The following is a 21,636-nucleotide window of genomic DNA, read 5'->3' on the forward strand; positions in this document are numbered from 1 at the left end:
AAAGTTTTGAGCAATGACTATATGATAGCGCTATTTTGTGCGAACTCAGCGGATAATATTACACCTCTCTCGACAAATTACCTGAAATAAGGCTATAATTTCGTTGATTTGTTTACAATTAATGTTCAAAAAGGAAGATTAAAATGGGTTTAGAAAATGTACCAGCGGGTAAAGAATTACCTGATGATATTTATGTAGTAATTGAAATTCCGGCAAACTCTGATCCGATCAAATACGAAGTGGACAAAGAAACCGGTACGTTATTTGTTGATCGTTTTATGGCAACAGCAATGTTCTATCCGGCTAACTACGGTTATGTGAACAATACCTTATCTTCTGACGGTGATCCGGTGGATGTATTGGTACCTACTCCTTATCCGTTACAACCGGGATCTGTGATCCGTTGTCGTCCGGTTGGTGTGTTAAAAATGACGGATGAAGCTGGCGGTGATGCAAAAGTTGTGGCGGTTCCGCATACTAAATTAAGCAAAGAATATGATCATATTAAAGATGTGGGCGATTTACCGGCATTGCTAAAAGCGCAAATTCAACATTTCTTTGAAAGCTACAAGGCGTTAGAAGCCGGTAAGTGGGTGAAAGTTGAAGGTTGGGGCGATGTAAACGAAGCCCGTAAGGAAATCTTAGATTCTTTCGAACGCGCTAAAAAATAAGTTCATAATGTACCGTTCTCATGTTTGAGAACGGTTTTTTTATTTAAAATCGAAGATAGAAGCGATTATGTTAAGTCAAGTGAAAAAGTTTGCCTTGGTATGTTCAGTGGCTGTAATGTTAGCCTCTTGTGCGGATTCCGCCACGATTAATCAACAAGCCGCATTGAGCTATAGGCAAGAAATGGGCAAGGTTAGAACCCAAGGGGCGATCGATACGACCTCGGCAACCGCAAAACGCATTCATAAAATTTTTAATACTATGCGCCCTTATGCAGATCGAGAAAACCAAACCGGGGTGAAATTTAATTGGGAATTAACTGTAATTAAATCCAATGAATTAAATGCTTGGGCAATGCCGGGCGGGAAAATGGCGTTTTATACGGGATTAGTGGATAAATTGAAACTTACGGATAATGAAATTGCTACTGTTATGGGACATGAAATGGCGCACGCGTTGAAAGAACATGGTAAAAAGAAAACTAATTTAGCGCAAGTGACTAATGTGGTCGGTTCGGTGGTTCATTCGGTATTAGAGGCTAAAATCGGTTCAGATATGAGCGGATTGGCGGTAGGTTTAGTGTCTGATTGGGGATTGAACAAACCTTATTCTCGTAGCAATGAAACGGAAGCGGATGAAGTAGGTTTGATGTTGATGGCAAAAGCCGGATATAATCCGGAAGCAGCGCCGGCGGTGTGGGATAAAATGAAAAAAGCCTCGGAAGGGCAATCTCGCGGTGTGCTGGAAAGTTTAGCCTCAACGCACCCGAGTGATGAAGCCCGTCAAGAAAATTTATTGCGCTTAATGCCGAAAGCTGTTGCAATTTATAAAGCCGGAAAAAGTTAAATGATATCCTTGTGAAAGAGGTACGTGTGGTTAAAATTCTTTATATTTTTGACCGCACTTTGTTATTTGGCACAAGAAAAGTGCGGTGCTTTTTGGTACAGTTTTCCTTATCACATTGCAAAAAATTTAGCATCCGGCTAGATTTTGGGTTGTTTATTCATTCTTGGCGTCGGCTACAGGAAAAATATCGCGCATCACCAAAATTCAATCGGAAATGGCAATGACCTTATCCAAAAGATGAACTAAATCATGCTGATGCCTGTGCGCAACCGATTTAATGCGCTAAAGATAATGTTCGACATCACTTGCCGGTAAGGATTTTAATTGTGGATTGATGGTAAAGGTAAACCGTTTAATTTGCGGGTAAGTTTTGTTTATTGCCTGTAATAAGGCAACTTGTTTAAATAAAAAACCTTGGCGAATACTAGCATGCGCCACCTCAATAAATAAGGTTTCTTTAGTCATGTGGGTGATTTTATAAAAACCGTGAAACTCTTTTGGAAAGAAAGGGTGTAATTGCGCGTTCAGTTGATTTAAACGCACGCCTTTTTCCATAAGGTTTGCCAAAGCGGATGTTTCCAGAATGGTTTGTACATTGACGGTTTTTTTATAGCGCATAGGATTGTTTTCCGATTTTTTATCTCAATATTATGACATTGCGGCGGATTTCCGTTACAATGATACACATTTTTCGCACAAGACAACATAACGATGATTTTAATGAAAAGCAAACAAAATTTTTGGTCGCAATTACTGCTTAGTATGATTGCGATTTTTGCTTTGCCTGTGGCGGCACAGGGATTGGAAAATCATGCGCTTGGCGGTGAAACCTGTCCGAATGAGCAACGTCAAGCTCCACAACAAGCAGTCAATTTGATTGTGCCGGCGAAACAAACGCGGCAAGAAGGCGGCAAACAGCCCTTGTTGTCGGTAAAAACGGATATTTTTTTCAAAAAAGAACCGCACTTTAACACCTCTATATTGCACGATATCGCCCCCATTCGTGCAGGTCCTCTGATGAGTTGATCGCAATAAAGTATAGTGTTCACAGTACCTTGGTGTTGTGGTGGATTAATTCTATTTTTAAGTAAGAAATCGTATGTTAAGAACAATAGCAACCAAAATTTTTGGTAGTCGTAATGACCGTATTTTACGTCGTTTAAATAAACAAGTTGCCCAAATTAATAAATTAGAATCGACATTTGAAGCCTTAAGTGATGAAGCATTAAAAGGTAAAACCACAGAATTTCGCGAAAGATTACAAAATGGCGAGAAGTTGGAGAATTTGATCCCGGAAGCCTTTGCGACAGTGCGAGAAGCGAGTAAACGGGTGTTAGGGATGCGTCCCTTTGATGTGCAATTGCTCGGCGGTATGGTGCTAAACAATCGTTGTATCGCCGAGATGCGCACCGGGGAAGGGAAAACCTTAACTGCTACCTTGCCTTGTTATTTAAATGCGTTGACCGGAAAAGGTGTACACGTGGTCACGGTGAATGATTATTTGGCGCGCCGTGATGCGGAAACCAATCGTCCGTTATTTGAATTTTTAGGTATGACCGTTGGTGTCAACGTGCCGGGAATGGCGCCGGAAGATAAACGCGCTGCTTATGCCGCCGATATTACTTATGCCACCAACAGCGAACTCGGTTTTGATTATTTGCGTGATAATTTGGCACATTCCGCCCAAGAGCGTTTCCAAAAACAGTTGCATTATGCTTTGGTCGATGAAGTGGATTCCATTTTAATTGATGAGGCAAGAACGCCATTGATCATTTCCGGTCCGTCGGAAGACAGCTCGGATCTATATATCGCTATTGATAAACTGATTCCGTTATTGGTCAAACAAGAGAAAGAAGATTCTGACGAATTTCAAGGCGACGGTGATTTCACCTTGGATTTGAAAAACAAACAAGCACATTTAACCGAACGTGGACAAGAAAAAATCGAAGAATGGTTGGTGCGACAAGGCTTGATGAAAGAAACCGAGTCCTTATATTCGCCGGCGAAAATTACGTTATTGCATCATGTTTATGCGGCATTACGTGCACATACGTTATTTGAACGTGATGTGGATTATATCGTTAAAGAGGGGGAAGTGGTGATTGTGGATGAGCATACCGGGCGCACCATGGCAGGACGTCGTTGGTCCGACGGTTTGCACCAAGCAATTGAAGCGAAAGAAGGGGTGAGAATTCAAAGCGAAAACCAAACTGTAGCGTCCATTACTTACCAAAACTATTTCCGCTTGTATGAAAAACTGGCTGGTATGACAGGGACGGCGGATACGGAAGCTTTTGAATTCCAACAAATTTATGGCTTGGAAACCATTGTTATCCCAACCAATCGTCCGATGATCCGTGATGATCGTACGGATGTGATGTTTGAAAATGAACAATACAAATTTGAGGCAATTATTGAGGACATTAAAGATTGCGTAGCGCGTAATCAACCGGTGTTAGTGGGGACGATTTCCATTGAAAAATCCGAAATGTTGTCCCATGCCTTGGATAAAGCGGGCATCAAACATAACGTATTAAACGCTAAATTCCATGCACAAGAAGCGGAAATTGTTGCTAACGCCGGTTATCCGGGGGCGGTGACAATTGCAACCAATATGGCAGGGCGCGGGACTGATATTGTTTTGGGCGGTAACTGGAAAGCGGAAGTGGCGAAACTTGAAAATCCAACCGAAGAACAAATCGAGGCGATTAAAGCAGAATGGCAAAAACGTCATGAAATTGTACAACAAGCGGGCGGTTTGCATATTATCGGTACCGAGCGTCACGAATCTCGTCGTATCGATAACCAATTGCGCGGTCGTTCCGGTCGTCAAGGTGACCCGGGTTCTTCCCGTTTTTATCTATCGTTGGAAGATGCTTTAATGCGCATCTACCTCAACGAAGGAAAATTGAATTTAATGCGCAAGGCCTTTAGTACGCCGGGCGAAGCAATGGAATCCAAAATGTTGGCGAAAGTGATTGCCTCCGCTCAAGCGAAAGTGGAAGCTCATAACTTTGATGGACGTAAAAACTTGCTGGAATTTGATGACGTAGCAAATGATCAACGCCATGCTATTTATGAGCAACGTAATGTGCTGTTGGATAACGAAAATATTTCCGAAACTATTGAAGTTATCCGTGCAGATGTGTTCAATGCGGTAATTGATCAATATATTCCGCCGCAATCTTTAGAGGAAATGTGGGATATTGCCGGCTTGGAAGTGCGTTTACAACAAGATTTTGCTTTGGAATTGCCGCTGTCTAAATGGTTGGAAGAAGATAATACTTTGCATGAGGAAACTCTGCGTGAACGTATTATTCAAGCCTCGGTGGATGAATATAAGCAAAAAGAAGCCTTAGTGGGTGAGGAAACCATGCGTCAATTTGAAAAAGGAGTGATGTTACAAACCTTAGATGAATTGTGGAAAGAGCATTTGGCAGCGATGGATCATTTGCGTCGTGGGATTCATTTACGCGGCTATGCGCAAAAAGATCCGAAACAAGAGTACAAAAAAGAATCTTTCCAAATGTTTACGGAAATGTTGGATGCCTTAAAATTAAGTGTGATTACCACCTTAAGTCGCGTTCGTATTCGTACCCAAGAGGAAATCGAGGAAGCGGAGCGTTTACGCCAATTAGCGCAAGCGCAGCAGGTGCAAGGAATGCAATATCACAGCAGTGATAATGAGGAAAACGCATCTACTGACGAACATCATGAATTTGCCAATCGTAAAATTGGACGTAACGAGCCTTGTCCTTGTGGATCCGGTAAAAAGTACAAACACTGTCATGGTAGTCGAGCGAAACATTAATTTAGCAAAAGTGCGGTTATTTTGACCGCACTTTTTTCACATCGGGATTTGATTGAGCATGACAAAACCAATAATTCAAGTTGCCGCCGGCATTATTCGCAATGAATTTGGGCAAATTTATTTGACACAGCGTCTTGAAGGGCAAGATTTTGCCCAGTCACTAGAATTTCCCGGCGGTAAAGTGGATGCCGGCGAAACGCCGGAACAAGCCTTGGCACGCGAATTGGAAGAAGAAATTGGCATTCATATTTTAAGTGCGGTCATTTTTGAACGATTTTTGTTTGAATATCCGAATAAAATGATTCATTTCTCTTTTTATTTGGTGGAACAATGGATTGGTGAGCCTTTTGGACGAGAAGGGCAAGAGGGTGCTTGGGTGGCACAAAATGAATTGGATGCCGGAAAATTTCCGCCGGCAAATGCGCGATTGATTCAGCGTTTACTCGCTGAAAGTTAGCAAGACGGGTGGGCAATTTGCATGGATAATGCCGCCAACTCGCTCCAAACTTCATCAGAAAACTCTATTTTTACCTTGCGCTCAATTTTCGCTAGGTGTTGAATAATGACATAAAGTTGTCGGTAATTAAGGCGCTGGATGCATTGAGTAAAAAGCGGGCGACGATTTTGCCACACTTTTAAGCGATCAAATTGTTCTCTTAGTTGCGCTGTCGGCAACGGATCTTGCAGGCTGTTTAAGCGTTGTTGCACTTGAGTTAAGGTTAAGAGGGTAATCAATTCGCGCTGTAATGTGCGCAACAAAATTACCGGTTGCACATCTTCTGCCTGTAACCCTTGTAAAATCCGTTTAGCGCGGGCATATTTCCCTTCCAGTAAGGCATCAATCCACTGAAATGGTGTAAAAATTGACGATTGTTCCACCGCCACGCGTACTTTAGCCGGTGTGACTTTGTCATTGGGATAAAGTAAGGCAAGTAATTGCAAGGCTTGTTTCAGTGCCGGCAAGTTATTTTCATAGCTATAGCATAAAAACTGTGTTGCTTCATTATCTATCGCCAATTGCATATTTTTGGCGCGATTGGCGATCCAGCGCGGCAGTTGAGCGACACTTGGCGTTTGGCAATTGACCACGGTGACGTTTGGCTCAATTTGTGCACCCGTAGTAAACCACGCCTGCTTCTCCATTACTTTATTCAGTTTGCTAACATGCAAAATGAGTAGCACGTCAGCGTGTAGGGACTGCATTAAGGTTAGCAAATGTTGTTGGAGAGGCGTGGAAAGATTTTCCGGCAGATGTAAGCGGATGATTTGACGATGAAAAAACAATCCCATGGATTGAACCCGTTCAAAAAGTACCTGCCAGTCGGTTAAATGATCAATGGTGAGATCAAATTTTTCATCAAAACCTTGGGTAAAGGCGGTTTGGCAAATGAGATCGGCACTTTCTTGTTGTAACAGCGGATCTTGTCCCGCCAAATAATAGATTGATGCCAATTTATTATTTAGTGATTGAGAAAGTTGTTCGCTGAAAATTCGGATCATTTTTGTGTTTTGACTTGCTGTTGTAAGGCAATCATTTTACGAATTAATTGGAGCGCCGCTTGCTCCCGCATATCGCTCCAGAGTACTTCTTTTTCTGCCGATTTTGCTAAGGCTGCACGAGAGTTATCAAAGAATGTGCGGCTAACGCGCGCTGATAGCGGGTAACTGACTTGATTTAATCTGACTGTTGCATTCACATCCAGGATCAGCAATTTTTCTGCTTCACGTCCGCGTTTAAAAATTGAGGCGACTTCATCGTTGGTCGTAGTTTTATTTAATCTTAAGGTTGGCACTTGGCTTTTTGCCTCCACTAAATTAATTCCGTTTGATAGCAATTGTTGCCGCACTGCCATGGACATTTCGCTGTACGGATCGCTGCTTTCCAAGGTTAAGGTTTTTAATTCATTCGGAATTAATTCACCATTTTGGAAATGGAAACCGCAAGCGGAAAGAGCGAATACGCCGGCGACAATAAAAAAAGTTTTGATCGATTTCAACATATAATGACTCTGTTTACAGAATTAAAATTAGCGGTACTTTACCATAAATCTGCAGGGAACAAAAAGAAATATCCCGCTTTGATTTTGTTTCGCAAAATAACCGCACTTTTATAGGCAAAGTGCGGTCTTTTTTGGCGTTATTTGGCGACGAAACTGAGTAATTTACCCGGTATATAAATCACTTTTTGTATGGTTAATCCCTCAAGGAATTTTTCTACATTGGCATCAGCCAGCGCTACTTGTTTAATGTCTTCCTCCACCATATCGGCAGGGACGGTAATTTTCGCACGTACTTTACCATTTACTTGCACGACCACCAATTTTTCCTCGTCGATCATGGCTTGTTCATCCGCTTTCACCCAAGGCGCAAAGTCAATGGTGTCCGCGTTGCCCAATTCTTTCCATAGTTGGAAACAAATGTGTGGCGTAATCGGATATAACATACGAATAACCGCGCTCAAGGCTTCCGCCATTACCGCGCGATCTTGTGCATCATTCAATGGGGCTTTGGTCAGTTTATTCATCAATTCCATGATCGCGGCAATTGCGGTATTAAAGGTTTGACGACGCCCGATATCATCGCTAACTTTAGCAATGGTTTTATGTACATCACGTCGCAAGGCTTTTTGCGCGCCGGAAAGCGCGGTCGGATTTATTGCTGTTTCAGCCGAATTTTTGCTGTATGTAAAGGCTAAATTCCACAAACGACCCAAGAAACGTTTCGCACCTTCTACGCCGGACTCTTGCCATTCCAAGGTCATTTCCGCCGGCGAGGCGAACATCATAAACAAGCGTACCGTATCTGCACCGTATTTTTCTACCATTTCTTGCGGGTCGATACCGTTGTTTTTGGATTTTGACATTTTGGTCATGCCGCTGTGTACCAATTCATGACCTTCGTCGTCCACTGCTTTGGTAACGCGACCTTTTTCATCACGTTCAAGGCTAACTTTAGTCGGCGATACCCAAATGCGTTCGTTGGTTGGGGCGGTGTAATAGAATGCATCAGCAAGCACCATTCCTTGACACAATAATTTTTTAGTTGGTTCATCTGAGCTGACTAAGCCGGCATCACGCAATAATTTGTGGAAGAAACGGAAATAGAGTAAGTGCATGGTGGCGTGTTCGATACCGCCGATATATTGATCCACCGGTAACCAATAATTGGCTTCGTCGCTGTCTAACATTCCGTCGTGAAATTGCGGGCAAGTATAACGTGCATGGTACCAAGAGGACTCCATAAAGGTATCGAATGTATCTGTTTCTTTTAATGCCGGTTGACCGTTATAGCCGGTTTTCGCCCAGTTTGGATCTGCTTTGATTGGGCTTTTCACTCCATCCATCACTACATCTTCCGGTAACACAATTGGCAAATCCGCCAATGGCGCCGTCACCACTTCGCCATTTTCCAAGGTTAACATTGGAATTGGTGCGCCCCAGTAACGCTGACGAGAAACCCCCCAGTCACGTAAGCGATAATTCACTTGGCGTTTACCGCATCCCATAGCTTCTAATTTGTCGGCAATACCGTTGAACGCCGCATCAAAATCAAGACCATTAAATTCAGCTGAATTAACTAATTTACCATGTTCAGTAAATGCTGCTTTGTTTAAATCAATGGCTTCCCCATTTGCCGGCTCAATCACTTGTTTAATTGGCAAGTCATATTTTTGTGCAAACTCAAAGTCACGCTCATCATGCGCCGGCACTGCCATTACTGCACCGGTACCGTAATGCATTAACACAAAGTTTGCTACCCAAACCGGTACTTTTTCGCCCGTGATCGGATGGAGCGCGAATAAACCGGTTGCCATGCCTTTTTTCTCCATGGTCGCAAGTTCTGCTTCCGCGACTTTGGTATTTTTCGCTTCTTGGATAAACGCTGCTAATGCCGGATTTTGCTGTGCGGCAAGTTCCGCTAACGGGTGTGCCGCAGCTACTGCCACATAAGAAACACCAAAGAATGTATCCGGACGTGTGGTATAAACGGATAATTTGTCGTTTACGCCCTCGATATCAAAGGTAATTTCCACTCCTTCAGAACGCCCGATCCAGTTGCGTTGCATAGTTTTTACCATCTCCGGCCATTCCGGCAAACTGTCCAAACCGCCTAATAATTGTTCTGCATAATCGGTAATTTTAATAAACCATTGCGGAATTTCTTTTTGTTCCACCGGCGTATCACAACGCCAGCAGCATCCTTCGTGAACCTGTTCATTGGCAAGTACCGTTTCATCATTCGGACACCAGTTGACAGTGGAGGTTTTTTTGTATACTAAACCTTTTTTATAAAGTTCCGTGAAGAACCATTGTTCCCATTTATAATAATCCGGTTTACAGGTGGCAATTTCGCGATCCCAGTCAAAACCGAAACCCAATAATTTGAGTTGCTTTTTCATGTAGGCAATATTTTCGTAGGTCCATTTTGCCGGTGCGGTTTTATTTTTTATCGCCGCACCTTCCGCCGGCAAACCAAATGCATCCCAACCCATTGGTTGTAATACATTTTTTCCGTTCATACGTTGATAACGAGAAATCACATCGCCAATAGTATAATTGCGCACATGTCCCATATGTAAACGACCGGATGGATAAGGGAACATGGAAAGACAATAATATTTCTCTTTGTTCGGATCCTTCACCGCTTTGAATGTTTTATTTTCAGCCCAAAATTGTTGAACTTCTGATTCAATCAAATCGGGACGGTATTGCTCTTGCATAATTTTACCTTTAAATTTCAGAAAAACTGACCGCACTTTGACGGTATAAATTAAGTTGGAAAATGTGCTATAGGATAGCGTAAAACAGGAAAAATTGATAGAACTTTCAAGAAACTGACCGCACTTTTAGCGACAAAGTGCAGTCAATTTTGGGGATTGTTATGTGATAATATTTGAGATTTACCGTTCGTTAAGGCAACATTATTTTTCCCATTGATAGAGGTTGTTAGCAAATTTTTTCAAAAATTCTGTCCTATGCGGACTTAATTCAAGACTACTGTTACTGACATACATTTCTCGTCTCATAATATCGGAACCTAAGAAAATGAAAATTTTGCGTAATTCTAAATCCGCTGCAATACCGCTGTAGATCTTCAAGGATTAATCCACAAGGGGTACTTTTTTATTTGGCATAATTTTTCACCGCACTTTGCGTAAAATATTGTTGATCTTCCCAACGTAATATGGTCATCCGATTGCCCCAAACACAGCCTGTGTCCAGCGCAAAAATGTGATTCGGCGTCGGTGTATCTACTAAACTTGCCCAATGCCCGAAGATGATATTTTGTGTTTTAAATAGCGGGTTATTAAGCTTAAACCAAGGCGTGAGTTCAGCCGGCGCTTGCCGGACAGTTTCTTTGCAAACAAAATCCAAGCGATGATCGGAATAACAAAAACGCATACGGGTTAACACATTGATGCTATAACGCAAGCGATCCAAACCCTGCAGTGCCGGCGACCAACGATCGGGTTTATCGGCATACATATTTTCAATTAACCAATGACAATCTCCATGTTGCAAAACCTCTTCGATTGCTTTGGCGCAAGATTTTGCGGTTGGTAAATCCCAATCCGGAGAAATGCCCGCGTGCGTCATCACAAAATCAAGTTTTTCATGATGAATTAACAAGGGCTGATGGCGCAACCAATCAATTAATTCCTCAAAATCCGGCGCGGAAAAAATACTGTCCACTCGATCGCGCGGTTTGGTTTTTTTGATACCAAGTGCGGTGGAAATTAAGTGCAAATCATGATTTCCTAACACGGTTTTTCCTGCTTCTCCCAAAGATTTGACAAAGCGCAAACACTCCAGCGATTTATCCCCGCGCGCGACTAAATCTCCGGTTAAATAAAGTTGATCCTTATACGGATCAAACTGCACACTTTCCAATAAAAGCTGTAATTCATCATAACAGCCTTGCAAATCACCGACGAGGTAGGTTGCCATAGATTGCCTTGTCACCTTAGGAGGGTTATCTCCACCAATAATACATTGTGCTTTATTGTAACCAATATTATTTGGCTGTCAAAAAGACGATCAGTGAAAATCCTTTATCCGTTGATATAACGTCGCAAATTTCTCACGTTTTTGTTGATAATATTCATGCCGTTGCAAATTTGGTTGATATATGGCTTCTAGGGGTAAAGGCTGACAAAATTGCGCAATATCTTGTTGCGGATTGAGCGCGATTTTTGCCGGTTTTGCCACACCCAATCTTTAATCCCTTGTTGTATCGTTTCTTTCGGATAATTCGAGATTAGCATGGTGCGATCGATCAATTGCCTAGGGCAATGGTTTTGCGGAAATCTGCCATGCTAATTTTTTTTCAATGGTAATGCATAGGCGTAACTTGGTTTTCATTAACCAGCATGATTTTTTCTGCATAAGGTTTATGGTTATGCGTTGATTGGTTGCGGATAGTAAATAGCGTTAACCCCGTTGTGGCAAATTGACCTAAATTAAAATCGGTTACATCCCAACCTAAGTGCGCTTCTAGGATCTCTTGGTGTTTTGCCCGATCTAAGGTTTTCCAGTCAGTTAAGCTGTAGCGGGCGAATTTAGGTAATAAAAAATGATATTGCGCCATGAGGGCTTTGGCTTGCAAAATCGCTTGATTAATTTCAGAACGTTTCATATAAACCTCGTTAAAAGTGCGGTCATTTTTTCTTGCGTTTTGTGCAACAATAATGAAATGCTATGATTTTTCTAGTGGCCATAACCAAGCCGCCCACGCACACCGCTGGAATCGCCATGTACTGCTTTTTTGATTTCGGTTGCGCATTCTTTACCAAAAATATAATCGCACAATAATTTAGGCACATTGCGATAAAGGCGTTCAATGTTACAGACACCGCCAGCGAATACCACGCTAATACATTGATATAGGCGGCGAGCGCTTTGGCAAGGCGGCGTTCGTAGGCTTGTAATGATTGCTCGGCAAGCGTATCTCCTTGTTCGGCGAGCCGGACGATTTCTTCTCCTTTTAGACGGATACCGGAGCGTCGTTGATAATCGTCACAAAGTCCAGTGGCCGGAGACAAATTGTTCAACACAACCGCGTTTGCCACAGTAACAAGGCGAGGATAAGGTGACAGCTTGTTCTTCTTCATCTTGCCATGGGAGCATATTATGCCCCCATTCTCCACCGATTCCGTTGGCGCCTTGGTGTGGTTTACCGTTAATCACAATACCCGATCCCGAATCGGTACCTAATATCAATGCCAGCACAATATTTTTGCCCGCACCGGCACCATCAGTCGCTTCGGAAAAAAAGGGAGCTGAATAATGTCGCCTAAAACGTCTATTCTAGTGATTGATGATGACGTTCAAATTTGTGAACTATTAACCGATACGTTCGAAGAATATGGTTACGAGGTTGTAAGCGTCCAAAATGGCGAGGCGGCTTTAAGATTATTACAATCTCGTAAAGCATTTTCTTTAATTTTTCTTGATCTTATTCTGCCTGATATTAATGGTCTTATTTTGTTGCAACGGTTAAAATCTTTAACTCATGCGCCCATCATTATGTTGAGTGGGCTGAATTCCGAATTCGATGTGGTCGTCGGCTTGGAAATGGGCGCTGATGATTATATTACCAAGCCTTTTTATCCGCGCGTTGTTGTGGCGCGAGCCAAAGCAGCTATTCGCCGAACCCAACCCTATAATTTTTCCTCCGATTATGTCCACAACGGTTTTGCGTTTGACAAATGGTTTTTAGATATTGATAACCACAAATTATTTTCTCCGCAAAAACGTGAGATTGCCTTAACGCAAGGGGAATATATCTTGTTACACGCCTTAGTTTCTCATGCGCAAAAAGTCTTATCCCGTACCAAATTATTAGACTCACACATAGCGAAAACTTGGAAATTTTTGACCGCACTATTGATGTTTTAATTATGCGGTTACGTAAAAAAATTGAACCGAATGCAAAATCCCCGACATTTATCCAAACTGTTCGCGGAAGCGGGTACTTGTTTAGTTGTGCGGTGGAGCCTTGTTCAACGCAATTTTAAATCTTGACTGAAGAAGGGATGCGCCTCATTTGGGTTCATCCCTTGTTTCAGTTTTTTATTTCACTGTCCAACCTTTATAATCTTTGATGTTATCGCGATTAATTAAGGTAACTGGAATTAAGACCGGTTTCTCCGGTGCCGGTTGTCCTTGCAAAATGTTGTAGCAAATTTGTACCGCTTCTGCTGCCATGACTTGCGGATCTTGTGCCGGTGTACCTTGGAACAAACTATCGCTTTGTTTTAATGCTTCCTCTCCATCTGGCGAGCCATCTACGCCCATAATAAAGAATTCACTGCGTTGTGCTTGTTTTGCCGCTAAATCTGCTCCGATTGCGGTTGGATCATTAATCGCAAAGACCGCATCAATTTTTGGATGCGCGATTAATAAGGACGTCATCACTTCTAAATCACCTTCGCGGCTGCCTTTGGCATTTTGATTATAAGACAGTACATTGATGTCTTTATTTTTCGCAAAAATGTCCATGCAACCTTGTACACGATCTTGTACAGCGGAAACTGGTGGACCGTTAATAATGACGACATCCTCTTTTCCGTTTAATTTATCCACAATGGTCTGACAAGCAATTTCGCCCGCTTGATAGTTATTAGAGGTCACTGTTGCATCTGCGCCATCGGCGGCAACGTCAACCGCGACCACAACAATTCCCGCATCTTTGGCACGCTGAACCGCTGGTCCAATACCTTTTGAGTCGGCAGCATTCAGAATAATCATATCGGTTTTTGCTGCTATAAAATTATCAATTTGAGCGACTTGTTGTCCTAAGTCATAGCCGCTGGATACTAAGGTGACATTGATATTCTCGCCGGCTAATTCGCGCGCTTTCAATTCCGCCCCTTTCGCAATTTGTACGAAGAATGGGTTGGCAAGATCGCCTACGGTAACGCCGATGGATTTTAATTCTTTAGCTTGCGCAAAAGGGGCGCTGGCTAACATTAAGGATACAGCTAAGGTTTTTAACTTCATATAATGTCTCCCATTGGGTGGTTTAACAGAAATAAAACGATAGAATCAATTAATTTGCTTTACGTGTGCGGTATTTATCAATTAAGACTGCCACAATAATCACGCCACCTTTGATGACGAGTTGCCAGAAATAAGATACCCCCATTAAGGTCATCCCGTTATTGAGTGTCGCAATAATCAGCGCACCGATTAGCGTCCCTGTGATGGTTCCGATTCCGCCGACGAAACTGGTACCACCCAGAATAACAGCTGCAATAGCATCTAATTCATACCCAACGCCTAAATTACCATTGGCACTGTATAACCGAGATGCACTCATGACACCGCCTAATCCAGATAATAATCCGCTAGCAGCATATACAAAAATTAATACAAGCGAGACTTTGATCTCAGTTAAACGGGGCGGCTTGCAAATTGCCTCCGACAGCGTAAATATGGGTTCCTAGCGTTGTACGACGTAGGATAAACCAGCAAATAGCGATAACAGCAAAGGCGATAATAACTAACCAAGGCACTGAACCTAAATAACCGTTTCCGATCCAAGCAAAGGAAATTTTTGAATTAATGACCGTGGTTCCGTCAGCAACCAAATAGGCAGCTCTGTGCAATGCGGTATAGGTTCCCAATGTGACGATAAAAGGTGGTAAGCCTGCAAAAGCAACTAATAAACCATTAAATATGCCCATGCCTAAGCCGGTAAGCAGCGCAATTGGAACAGCAAAATCAGCCAATGCCGGATTGAGAGAGCCAACTAACGCCATGACAGCGGTGACTCCCAAAATTGAACCCACGGATAAATCAATACCGCCGGTTAAGATGACAAAAGTCATGCCGGCTGCCAATACAATATTAATTGACGCTTGGCGGGTGATATTCATCATATTGGCTTCGGTCATAAAATTCGGCGCAATAAATGAAAAGATAATAATAATTAATACAAGAATAGGTTATATTCCCATGGCTTGCATCGTGTCAGCGAGAGCTAATTTTTTTAACCCCGGTTTTGTTGATACTGCATTTGTCATCTTGATTTCTCCTTAACACCCACGCTTACGCTTGCGTCCCAAAAGCTAAACTCATAATATTTTCTTGATTAATTTGTTGTGCGCTGACCTCGCCCACAATATGTCCTTCCCGCATCACATATACCCGATCGCTCATTCCTACGATTTCCGGCAATTCACTTGAGATCATCAAAATCGCCACGCCTTTTTTAGCCATTTCAATCATCATGCGATAAATTTCACTTTTAGCACCGACATCTACTCCACGCGTAGGCTCATCTAAAATAAATAATTTCGGATGAATCGCCATCCAGCGGGAAAGTAATACTTTTTGCTGGTTACCGCCGGATAATCCGCTGACTTCTACGTTGGCATTAGGAACGCGTATTTTTAACCCTTTAATTGCCTGTTCAGTTTCTTTTTCCCTTTGTTTTGATCGATAACCATCAACCTAGCGTCTCGTTCTAATGTCGCCATAGTGATATTTTTAAATACGTTCATATCCAAAAATAACCCTTCTTCTTTGCGGTTTTCAGGTAATAATGCAACATGATGAGCAATGGCATCTCTTGGTGAACTAAAACTTATCTCGCCACCATTTAAGTACATTTTTCCCTCTGTAGGCGGGGTGACGCCAAATAATAAGTGCGCTAATTCCGAGCGTCCAGCACCAACTAATCCGGATAGCCCTACAATTTCGCCGGCACGAACGGATAAATTGACTTGATGCACTTTTTTTCCATCAGAAAGATTTTCAACCCGAAGTACCTCATTGCCGATATCAACGTGTTCTTTGTTAAACAAATCCGTCAACGGGCGTCCGACCATCATTTGCACTAACGTATTTGAATTAATTTCTTCACGAATGAGCGAGCCTACATATTTGCCATCTCGTAACACGCTGACACGATCGGCTAATTCATAAATTTCCGCCATGCGATGGCTAATATAGATAATTGCCAGCCCTTCGTCGCGTAATCGTTTAATTAATGCAAATAACTTCTTTGTTTCTCGTGCCGACAGGGCTGCAGTTGGTTCATCCATCACCAAAATGCGGCTATTGCGGTGTAATGCACGTGCGATTTCGACTTGTTGCTGTTCGGCGATCGTTAATGAGGATACTTTTTGTGCAGCAGTAAATTGCGCTCCTAGACGATTAAGCACTTCTTGTGCTTCTTGTTCCATTTTTTTACGGTTTAAGCCGAAAAGTGTTTTGATCTCTCGCCCTAAAAAAATATTCTCGGCAACGGTCAGATTAGGGGAAAGGTGAATTTCTTGATAAATCAAGGTAATCCCGGCACGGATTGCATCTTTCGGCGAGGAAATTGGAAATGGTACTTCATCAATGTTAATTTCTCCGGCACTGGCAATATAAGCACCGGCTAATATTTTCATTAGCGTACTTTTTCCGGCACCATTTTCTCCCATTAAGGCATGAATTTCGCCACGATAAATATCAAGATTGACGTCCTGTAAGGCATAAAAATTACCGAAACGTTTAGCGATACCACGCATTTCCAAAAGTAATTCAGGCGATTTTTGTTTTACCATGTTCATCTTGATGACCTCATAAAATAAATTTACTGAAATTAGAACATAGTTATATGAATGGAAAATGTTGAATCTCATTCATAATTGTCATAATTTAAGTGTTACTTGCTCTTAATATATCCATATCTCTTTTTAAGATAAGAAGTCAAAAAAGTGCGGTAGAAAATATGAAGTTTTTTAAAATTCTTTTTTTAACAAAACGTTATAGTGTGAGATGGCGTTTGATTACTTTTGTGATTATGGCGGTATTATTGGTGATTTCGATTAGTTTTACCTCAGTGATTGGATTAAATAATACCTATAACTCGTTGTCAAATTTGAGAGATAGATCACTAAATCAAATGTTTTTTTCCATGACATTGGGGGTAAAAACGACGCAAATTTCTACCTATGCCACCCGACTAAGTCAAACAATACGTGCACTGGAATATAAAGAGGCTTCCGAACAATTAAGTAATCATATTCTCCAAGTGCATATTCTGTTAGATGAAATAAAAAAGCATACCGGCGAAGAAGAACGTTGTCAATTTTTTCATCTTGTCCGGCTTATTGAATTGTTGGAAAAAAGCGTAAAAGAATTGCTACAACAATCTCATCAGCGACATGTCAAAAATACCATGATTTTAAGTAAGTTAAATCAAGGGTTGTTATATATAAGGCATATTAAGCGCTTAGAAAGCAGTACGACATCAAATGGATTATCTCAATTGCTGAAAATTGAAAGTCTTATTGAAGATGCTACACGCAGCTTTTTTTCTCCCGGCACGTTTTTAAGTATTCAATCGGCATTTTCTTTTTTACCAGCATTTCAACATCCGCTTGCTTCTCAAGAATGGCAGAATGTGGAGGGAGAATTTAAGCAAATTATTTAACAAGCAAAAACGTTGGCAGGCATCAATTTGCGTATTCAATTTTTAACTTATCAAATAGATTCCTTGGTCAAACAAATTGATCAGGGCTATACCCGTTTAGCTAAAGAAAAAGTGGAATTAGTCAATAATGAGTCGAAACAAATACAAACTAATTTGTATAAAAATATTGTATCTATTTTAATTTTTGCTTTGTTTACCATTATATTAATTTTGGTTTTAGGGTTGTATATTTACCGTTTATTTGGCGAGCGTTTATATTCGATTACGCAAGCTTTAACACGTTTATCGCAAGGGGATAAAACCATTAACGTGCCTCAACAGCAAAAACGGGATGAAATCGGCGATTTAGCACGCGCCTTTGATATTTTTCAAAAAAATGTACTGAAATTAGACCAAACGAACGCATTGTTGAAAGAAAAAAGTGAATTATTGCAACAAACTTTTTGGGCGATTCGTGATGGATTTGCAATTTTCGATCAAAAAGGCGTTTTAGTTTCTTGTAATAAAGAATTTGTACAAATCGTCGAGCCGGGGCATCCTCTCGCCTCTTTTCAAGGTATTCGACAACTGGTGGATTTACTGGTCGCTGGAGGCGCGAAAGTATATGGCGCCGATCAAGCGTTGACAGAAGCGGTTTTGACTGAAATTCGCACCAAAGAAGAACCCTTGGAGATTTTATATAATAACTTTATTTTTGAATGGCGGATAAGCCCATTACAAGACGGTGGGTTAGTGGCATTCTTAATCGATCGCACTCAACGTAAAAAGTTAGAGAATGACTTGGCTCATAGTCAAAAAATGCGTACTATTGGACATCTCACAGGCGGAATTTCCCATGATTTTAATAACTTTCTCGCAGTGATTATCGGTAATTTGGATTTGATCGATTCGGCAGCTTTACCTGAAAAACAAGCGAAAAGAATACAACGAGCCTTAAAAGCGGCAGAAAACAGTGCAACGTTAACTCAGCGTTTATTGGCGTATGCCCGTAAGCAGCCATTGCATCCGATGGCACTGGATATTAATCAATTATTGCTTGATTTTAGTGATTTTATGAAACACAGCTTACCACCGGCGATTAAAGTGCGGTTAGATTTAGCCGAGAATTTACCGTTTGCGTATATTGATAAAAATCAGCTTGAAACCGCATTGGTTAATTTATTGGTCAATGCCAAGGATGCGTTAAATGGAGAAGGGAATATTGTCATCCGCACATGCCAAAAATTAGTTCAACGAACCTATTGGCAAGAGCAAATGTTGCAGCTTTCTGTGATTGACGAAGGTTATGGGATGGATGAAACCACCAAAAAACAAATATTTGAACCTTTTTTTACTACCAAGCAAAATGGCAAAGGAAGTGGTTTGGGGCTTTCAATGGTTTACGGTTTTATTCGCCAATCAAAAGGGAGGGTTATTGTAGAGTCGTCGCCGGGTAAAGGGACGACAATTCATTTACAACTGCCGATAGCCCAAGAAAATTCCCAAAAAATCACTGTCCTTTTGGCACCACAAGAGCAAAAAATGAATTTTGCTAACCTGTTGTTGGTGGAAGATCAACAGGCTTTACGCGAGACGTTGACAGAACAATTGAGTGAAATGGGGTATTGCACTGTAGCGGTTGATTCGGCGGAAGCGGCGATAGATTATTTTAATCAGAAACAACCGATCGATTATTTATTATCCGATGTAGTATTAAGTGGACAATTAACGGGAGTTGATTTAGCTAATTATGTCAAACAATCTTATCCACGAACAAAAATTTTATTGATGACTGCAAATTTTGCTGAAGATATTGAAAAATCAACAGAATTTATCGTGTTAAGTAAACCGTTTCATGTGGATAAACTGGCGCTTTTATTGTCAAAATTATAATGAGGACTTAAAAACAAGAAATCTGTTTTAAGACAGATTTCTTGATCAAGATTTACGCCTCCACATCATCAAGCGTTTCATTGTGATTGAACTCTGCCGGCGGGTTGTCGGCGAGCCAGTTGGCGAGGCGGGCGTAGTCGGCAATGGAAAGATTTTCTGCACGGGCGTTTAAATCAATGGAAAGTGCGGTCAATTGTTCGGCAGAAAATAGCGTAGAAAGTGCGTTGCGCAAGGTTTTTCTGCGTTGGTTAAAAGCTTGAGTGCAAACCCGATTGAGCCAATAGAGATCTTTGACCGGATGTGGTAATACTTGATGGGGAATTAAGCGTACAACGGCGGAATCGACTTTGGGGGCCGGTTTGAAGGCACTTGGCGGGACTTCCAATACCGGCATGACTTGGCAAAAATATTGCGTCATGATGGTCAGGCGTCCGTAGGCTTTGCTGTTTGGTGCTGCACACAAACGTTTTACCACTTCTTTTTGTAACATAAAGTGCATATCTTGGATGAGGTAATGAAACTTGAATAAATGAAACATCAACGGGGTAGAAATATTGTAAGGCAAGTTGCCGAATACCCGTAATTTTTGATTTTTTTCCGCCGGTTTTTCATCAAGATACAATTGCTCAAAATTAAATTGCATAGCATCGGTTTCGATTACATTGAGTTTTTGATGTAAAAAAGGATGACGGCGCAGACGTTCTGCAAGATCGCGATCTAATTCGATGACAGTGAGTTGATTAACGCGCTCGGCAACAGGTTCGGTAAGGGCGCCTAAACCCGGTCCGATTTCAACTAAGAATTGATCTTTTTGTGGATAGATCGCTGTGACAATATTGTGAATAACATTATCGTCGGATAAAAAGTTTTGCCCAAAGCGTTTACGCGCGGTATGTCCTAAATATTTTTTTGAGTTCATTTGATTGCCTTTAGCCAGAAAAATTGGAATGTATTATAAAGCAAAATCCCAGCATTGGGCTGGGACTTATCGGATTATTTATTTTAAATATTTAATATCGGCGTGTTTACGCAATGCTTTTACCCAGTTTTTCGATGCTTCTTGTAATTGGTGATTAACAAGTTGCTCGTAGGCTTTTTGCATATAGGCTTCTTGCGTTCTATTGCCTTGACGAGTATCGGTCACCTCTAGAATATGCCAACCGAAATCGCTTTTAAATGGCGCGGAAATTGTGCCTTTTTTAGTGTTTTTGACGGTTTTGGCAAAGGATTCTACATAGGTTTCCGGAAAGGCAAAGCCGAGGTTTCCGCCATTGGCGCCGGATAAATAATCTTTGGAATATTTTAACGCGGCATCGGCAAAGGAAATTTTACCGGAGGTAATATCAGCACGAATTTGCTTTAATTGAGCTTTTGCCTGTGCATCATTTAACATCGGATTGAGTTTTAACAAAATATGACGTACTTGATATTCCGTATCGGTGACTTTTTTTGCAGTCCCTTTTTCTTGCGCTTGTTTTAACATTTTTCGCCCGAGTGCTTGAACTTCTTCGCGTGTAATGTCAACGCTTTTACCAATCGCTCGATTGCGTACTTCACTCATTAGTAATTGGTTGGTGATTTGGCGACGATAGGTTTCAAAGGCAATGCCTTGATAATCCAGCACATCCAATAATTGACCGTAGGTTAAACCGTTTTGTGCGGCAATATTTTCGATAATTTGATCTACCTGTGCATGGTTAATTTTAACGCCGACTTCTTTGATAGCTTGTTGTACCAAAATATCGTCAATAATAGCATCTATAGCCGCTTGGCGATTGGCTTCCGTATTGGCTTTTTTGCCTAATGCTCGTTTTACTTGACTTTCCAAAATTGGCGCACCGTTAATAGTCGCCACCACGCGTTCTACTGCTTGCGCACCGTTTGAAAGAGCAAAGAAACTGACAATAGTAAATAAAAAAGTTTTAAAAGTAATGGCTTTCATTTTTATCCCAAGGTTAAGTTTAAGAAAACTATTCATTAGAGTAACAATTTTGCAAAAGGTTCACAAA

17 protein-coding genes and 5 pseudogenes are annotated in these 21,636 nt (G+C 41.4%); 8 read left to right on the forward strand and 14 right to left on the reverse strand.

Annotated elements, in window-relative coordinates; translation table 11 throughout:
- Window positions 1-143 precede the first annotated feature (143 nt).
- Window positions 144-671, forward strand: coding sequence for an inorganic diphosphatase (ppa, locus tag CFY87_RS10855; protein WP_094947761.1), 528 nt, complete (start codon window positions 144-146; stop codon window positions 669-671).
- A 67-nt stretch (window positions 672-738) separates the two neighbouring features.
- Window positions 739-1,515 (forward strand): M48 family metallopeptidase, encoded by a 777-nt coding sequence (locus CFY87_RS10860; RefSeq protein ID WP_094947763.1) that lies wholly within the window; start codon window positions 739-741, stop codon window positions 1,513-1,515.
- A 282-nt stretch (window positions 1,516-1,797) separates the two neighbouring features.
- On the opposite strand, the gene CFY87_RS10865 is transcribed toward CFY87_RS10860, so the two are convergent.
- Window positions 1,798-2,133 carry a DciA family protein gene (locus CFY87_RS10865; RefSeq protein WP_094947766.1) on the reverse strand — a complete coding sequence of 112 codons (336 nt, stop codon included), beginning with the start codon at window positions 2,131-2,133 and terminating at the stop codon, window positions 1,798-1,800.
- A 102-nt stretch (window positions 2,134-2,235) separates the two neighbouring features.
- On the opposite strand from CFY87_RS10865, the gene secM reads away from it, so the two are divergent.
- The 3 genes from secM (at window position 2,236) to mutT (ending at window position 5,783) form a co-directional block, all read left to right on the forward strand.
- The gene (secM, locus tag CFY87_RS11980; protein ID WP_158216630.1) at window positions 2,236-2,541 is read left to right on the forward strand and encodes a secA translation cis-regulator SecM; all 306 of its coding nucleotides are present in this window, start codon (window positions 2,236-2,238) and stop codon (window positions 2,539-2,541) included.
- A 73-nt stretch (window positions 2,542-2,614) separates the two neighbouring features.
- Window positions 2,615-5,326, forward strand: a complete 2,712-nt coding sequence (gene secA / locus CFY87_RS10875) for a preprotein translocase subunit SecA (protein WP_094947772.1) — start codon at window positions 2,615-2,617, stop codon at window positions 5,324-5,326.
- A 58-nt stretch (window positions 5,327-5,384) separates the two neighbouring features.
- Window positions 5,385-5,783 (forward strand): 8-oxo-dGTP diphosphatase MutT, encoded by a 399-nt coding sequence (mutT, locus tag CFY87_RS10880; RefSeq protein ID WP_094947775.1) that lies wholly within the window; start codon window positions 5,385-5,387, stop codon window positions 5,781-5,783.
- Here mutT and holA read toward each other — a convergent pair.
- The 8 genes and pseudogenes from holA to CFY87_RS10915 all read right to left on the reverse strand — a co-directional run.
- The gene (holA, locus tag CFY87_RS10885; protein ID WP_094947778.1) at window positions 5,780-6,826 is read right to left on the reverse strand and encodes a DNA polymerase III subunit delta; all 1,047 of its coding nucleotides are present in this window, start codon (window positions 6,824-6,826) and stop codon (window positions 5,780-5,782) included. The two genes, mutT and holA, sit on opposite strands and share 4 nt — an antisense overlap.
- Window positions 6,823-7,326 carry an LPS-assembly lipoprotein LptE gene (locus CFY87_RS10890; RefSeq protein WP_094947781.1) on the reverse strand — a complete coding sequence of 168 codons (504 nt, stop codon included), beginning with the start codon at window positions 7,324-7,326 and terminating at the stop codon, window positions 6,823-6,825. The genes holA and CFY87_RS10890 overlap by 4 nt, the downstream gene beginning before the upstream one ends.
- A 137-nt stretch (window positions 7,327-7,463) precedes the next feature.
- Window positions 7,464-10,046: a leucine--tRNA ligase gene (gene leuS / locus CFY87_RS10895; protein ID WP_094947784.1), complete on the reverse strand. Its 2,583-nt coding sequence runs from the start codon at window positions 10,044-10,046 to the stop codon at window positions 7,464-7,466.
- A gap of 201 nt (window positions 10,047-10,247) precedes the next feature.
- Window positions 10,248-10,424 carry a hypothetical protein gene (locus tag CFY87_RS11750; RefSeq protein WP_158216631.1) on the reverse strand — a complete coding sequence of 59 codons (177 nt, stop codon included), beginning with the start codon at window positions 10,422-10,424 and terminating at the stop codon, window positions 10,248-10,250.
- Between the two features lie 25 nt (window positions 10,425-10,449).
- Complete coding sequence (apaH, locus tag CFY87_RS10900) at window positions 10,450-11,274, reverse strand: bis(5'-nucleosyl)-tetraphosphatase (symmetrical) ApaH (RefSeq protein ID WP_094947786.1); 825 nt, start codon at window positions 11,272-11,274, stop codon at window positions 10,450-10,452.
- A gap of 90 nt (window positions 11,275-11,364) precedes the next feature.
- Window positions 11,365-11,541 (reverse strand): annotated as a pseudogene (locus CFY87_RS10905) (xylulokinase); the annotation flags it as partial.
- Window positions 11,542-11,653: 112 nt separating this feature from the next.
- On the reverse strand, window positions 11,654-11,962 hold the full coding sequence (locus CFY87_RS10910; protein WP_094947789.1) for a D-lyxose/D-mannose family sugar isomerase: 309 nt from the start codon (window positions 11,960-11,962) through the stop codon (window positions 11,654-11,656).
- A 60-nt stretch (window positions 11,963-12,022) separates the two neighbouring features.
- Window positions 12,023-12,594, reverse strand: a pseudogene (locus CFY87_RS10915) (ROK family protein); the annotation flags it as partial.
- A gap of 18 nt (window positions 12,595-12,612) precedes the next feature.
- On the opposite strand from CFY87_RS10915, the pseudogene CFY87_RS10920 reads away from it, so the two are divergent.
- A pseudogene (locus tag CFY87_RS10920) lies at window positions 12,613-13,343 on the forward strand (response regulator).
- A 55-nt stretch (window positions 13,344-13,398) separates the two neighbouring features.
- Here CFY87_RS10920 and CFY87_RS10925 read toward each other — a convergent pair.
- The 3 genes and pseudogenes from CFY87_RS10925 to CFY87_RS10935 form a co-directional block, all read right to left on the reverse strand.
- Complete coding sequence (locus CFY87_RS10925; protein WP_094947792.1) at window positions 13,399-14,328, reverse strand: ABC transporter substrate-binding protein; 930 nt, start codon at window positions 14,326-14,328, stop codon at window positions 13,399-13,401.
- 49 nt (window positions 14,329-14,377) lie between these two features.
- Window positions 14,378-15,353 (reverse strand): annotated as a pseudogene (locus tag CFY87_RS12595) (ABC transporter permease subunit).
- 25 nt (window positions 15,354-15,378) lie between these two features.
- Window positions 15,379-16,889: pseudogene (locus CFY87_RS10935) on the reverse strand (sugar ABC transporter ATP-binding protein).
- A 161-nt stretch (window positions 16,890-17,050) separates the two neighbouring features.
- Here CFY87_RS10935 and CFY87_RS12390 point away from each other — a divergent pair.
- Window positions 17,051-17,755 (forward strand): hypothetical protein, encoded by a 705-nt coding sequence (locus CFY87_RS12390; protein WP_236757429.1) that lies wholly within the window; start codon window positions 17,051-17,053, stop codon window positions 17,753-17,755.
- Between the two features lie 12 nt (window positions 17,756-17,767).
- Entirely contained in the window at window positions 17,768-19,627 is a 1,860-nt protein-coding gene (locus tag CFY87_RS10940; RefSeq protein WP_236757430.1) for an ATP-binding protein, read from the forward strand.
- A 52-nt stretch (window positions 19,628-19,679) separates the two neighbouring features.
- On the opposite strand, the gene rsmA is transcribed toward CFY87_RS10940, so the two are convergent.
- Together rsmA and CFY87_RS10950 are read right to left on the reverse strand one after the other, a co-directional pair.
- Window positions 19,680-20,546 carry a 16S rRNA (adenine(1518)-N(6)/adenine(1519)-N(6))-dimethyltransferase RsmA gene (rsmA, locus tag CFY87_RS10945; RefSeq protein ID WP_094947794.1) on the reverse strand — a complete coding sequence of 289 codons (867 nt, stop codon included), beginning with the start codon at window positions 20,544-20,546 and terminating at the stop codon, window positions 19,680-19,682.
- 78 nt (window positions 20,547-20,624) lie between these two features.
- Window positions 20,625-21,569, reverse strand: coding sequence for a peptidylprolyl isomerase (locus CFY87_RS10950; protein ID WP_094947797.1), 945 nt, complete (start codon window positions 21,567-21,569; stop codon window positions 20,625-20,627).
- Window positions 21,570-21,636: the final 67 nt, after the last annotated feature.

Origin of the sequence: Actinobacillus seminis, assembly GCF_002263215.1 — a bacterium.
Taxonomy (GTDB): Bacteria; Pseudomonadota; Gammaproteobacteria; order Enterobacterales; family Pasteurellaceae; genus Actinobacillus_B; species Actinobacillus_B seminis.

Bases quoted from the DNA above. Each gene is read 5' to 3' on its own strand.
- ppa (WP_094947761.1), top strand. From the start codon at position 144: ATGGGTTTAGAAAATGTACCAGCGGGTAAAGAATTACCTGATGATATT.
- CFY87_RS10860 (WP_094947763.1), top strand. From the start codon at position 739: ATGTTAAGTCAAGTGAAAAAGTTTGCCTTGGTATGTTCAGTGGCTGTA.
- CFY87_RS10865 (WP_094947766.1), bottom strand. From the start codon at position 2,133: ATGCGCTATAAAAAAACCGTCAATGTACAAACCATTCTGGAAACATCC.
- secM (WP_158216630.1), top strand. From the start codon at position 2,236: ATGAAAAGCAAACAAAATTTTTGGTCGCAATTACTGCTTAGTATGATT.
- secA (WP_094947772.1), top strand. From the start codon at position 2,615: ATGTTAAGAACAATAGCAACCAAAATTTTTGGTAGTCGTAATGACCGT.
- mutT (WP_094947775.1), top strand. From the start codon at position 5,385: ATGACAAAACCAATAATTCAAGTTGCCGCCGGCATTATTCGCAATGAA.
- holA (WP_094947778.1), bottom strand. From the start codon at position 6,826: ATGATCCGAATTTTCAGCGAACAACTTTCTCAATCACTAAATAATAAA.
- CFY87_RS10890 (WP_094947781.1), bottom strand. From the start codon at position 7,326: ATGTTGAAATCGATCAAAACTTTTTTTATTGTCGCCGGCGTATTCGCT.
- leuS (WP_094947784.1), bottom strand. From the start codon at position 10,046: ATGCAAGAGCAATACCGTCCCGATTTGATTGAATCAGAAGTTCAACAA.
- apaH (WP_094947786.1), bottom strand. From the start codon at position 11,274: ATGGCAACCTACCTCGTCGGTGATTTGCAAGGCTGTTATGATGAATTA.
- CFY87_RS10910 (WP_094947789.1), bottom strand. From the start codon at position 11,962: ATGAAACGTTCTGAAATTAATCAAGCGATTTTGCAAGCCAAAGCCCTC.
- CFY87_RS10925 (WP_094947792.1), bottom strand. From the start codon at position 14,328: ATGAAGTTAAAAACCTTAGCTGTATCCTTAATGTTAGCCAGCGCCCCT.
- CFY87_RS12390 (WP_236757429.1), top strand. From the start codon at position 17,051: ATGAAGTTTTTTAAAATTCTTTTTTTAACAAAACGTTATAGTGTGAGA.
- rsmA (WP_094947794.1), bottom strand. From the start codon at position 20,546: ATGAACTCAAAAAAATATTTAGGACATACCGCGCGTAAACGCTTTGGG.
- CFY87_RS10950 (WP_094947797.1), bottom strand. From the start codon at position 21,569: ATGAAAGCCATTACTTTTAAAACTTTTTTATTTACTATTGTCAGTTTC.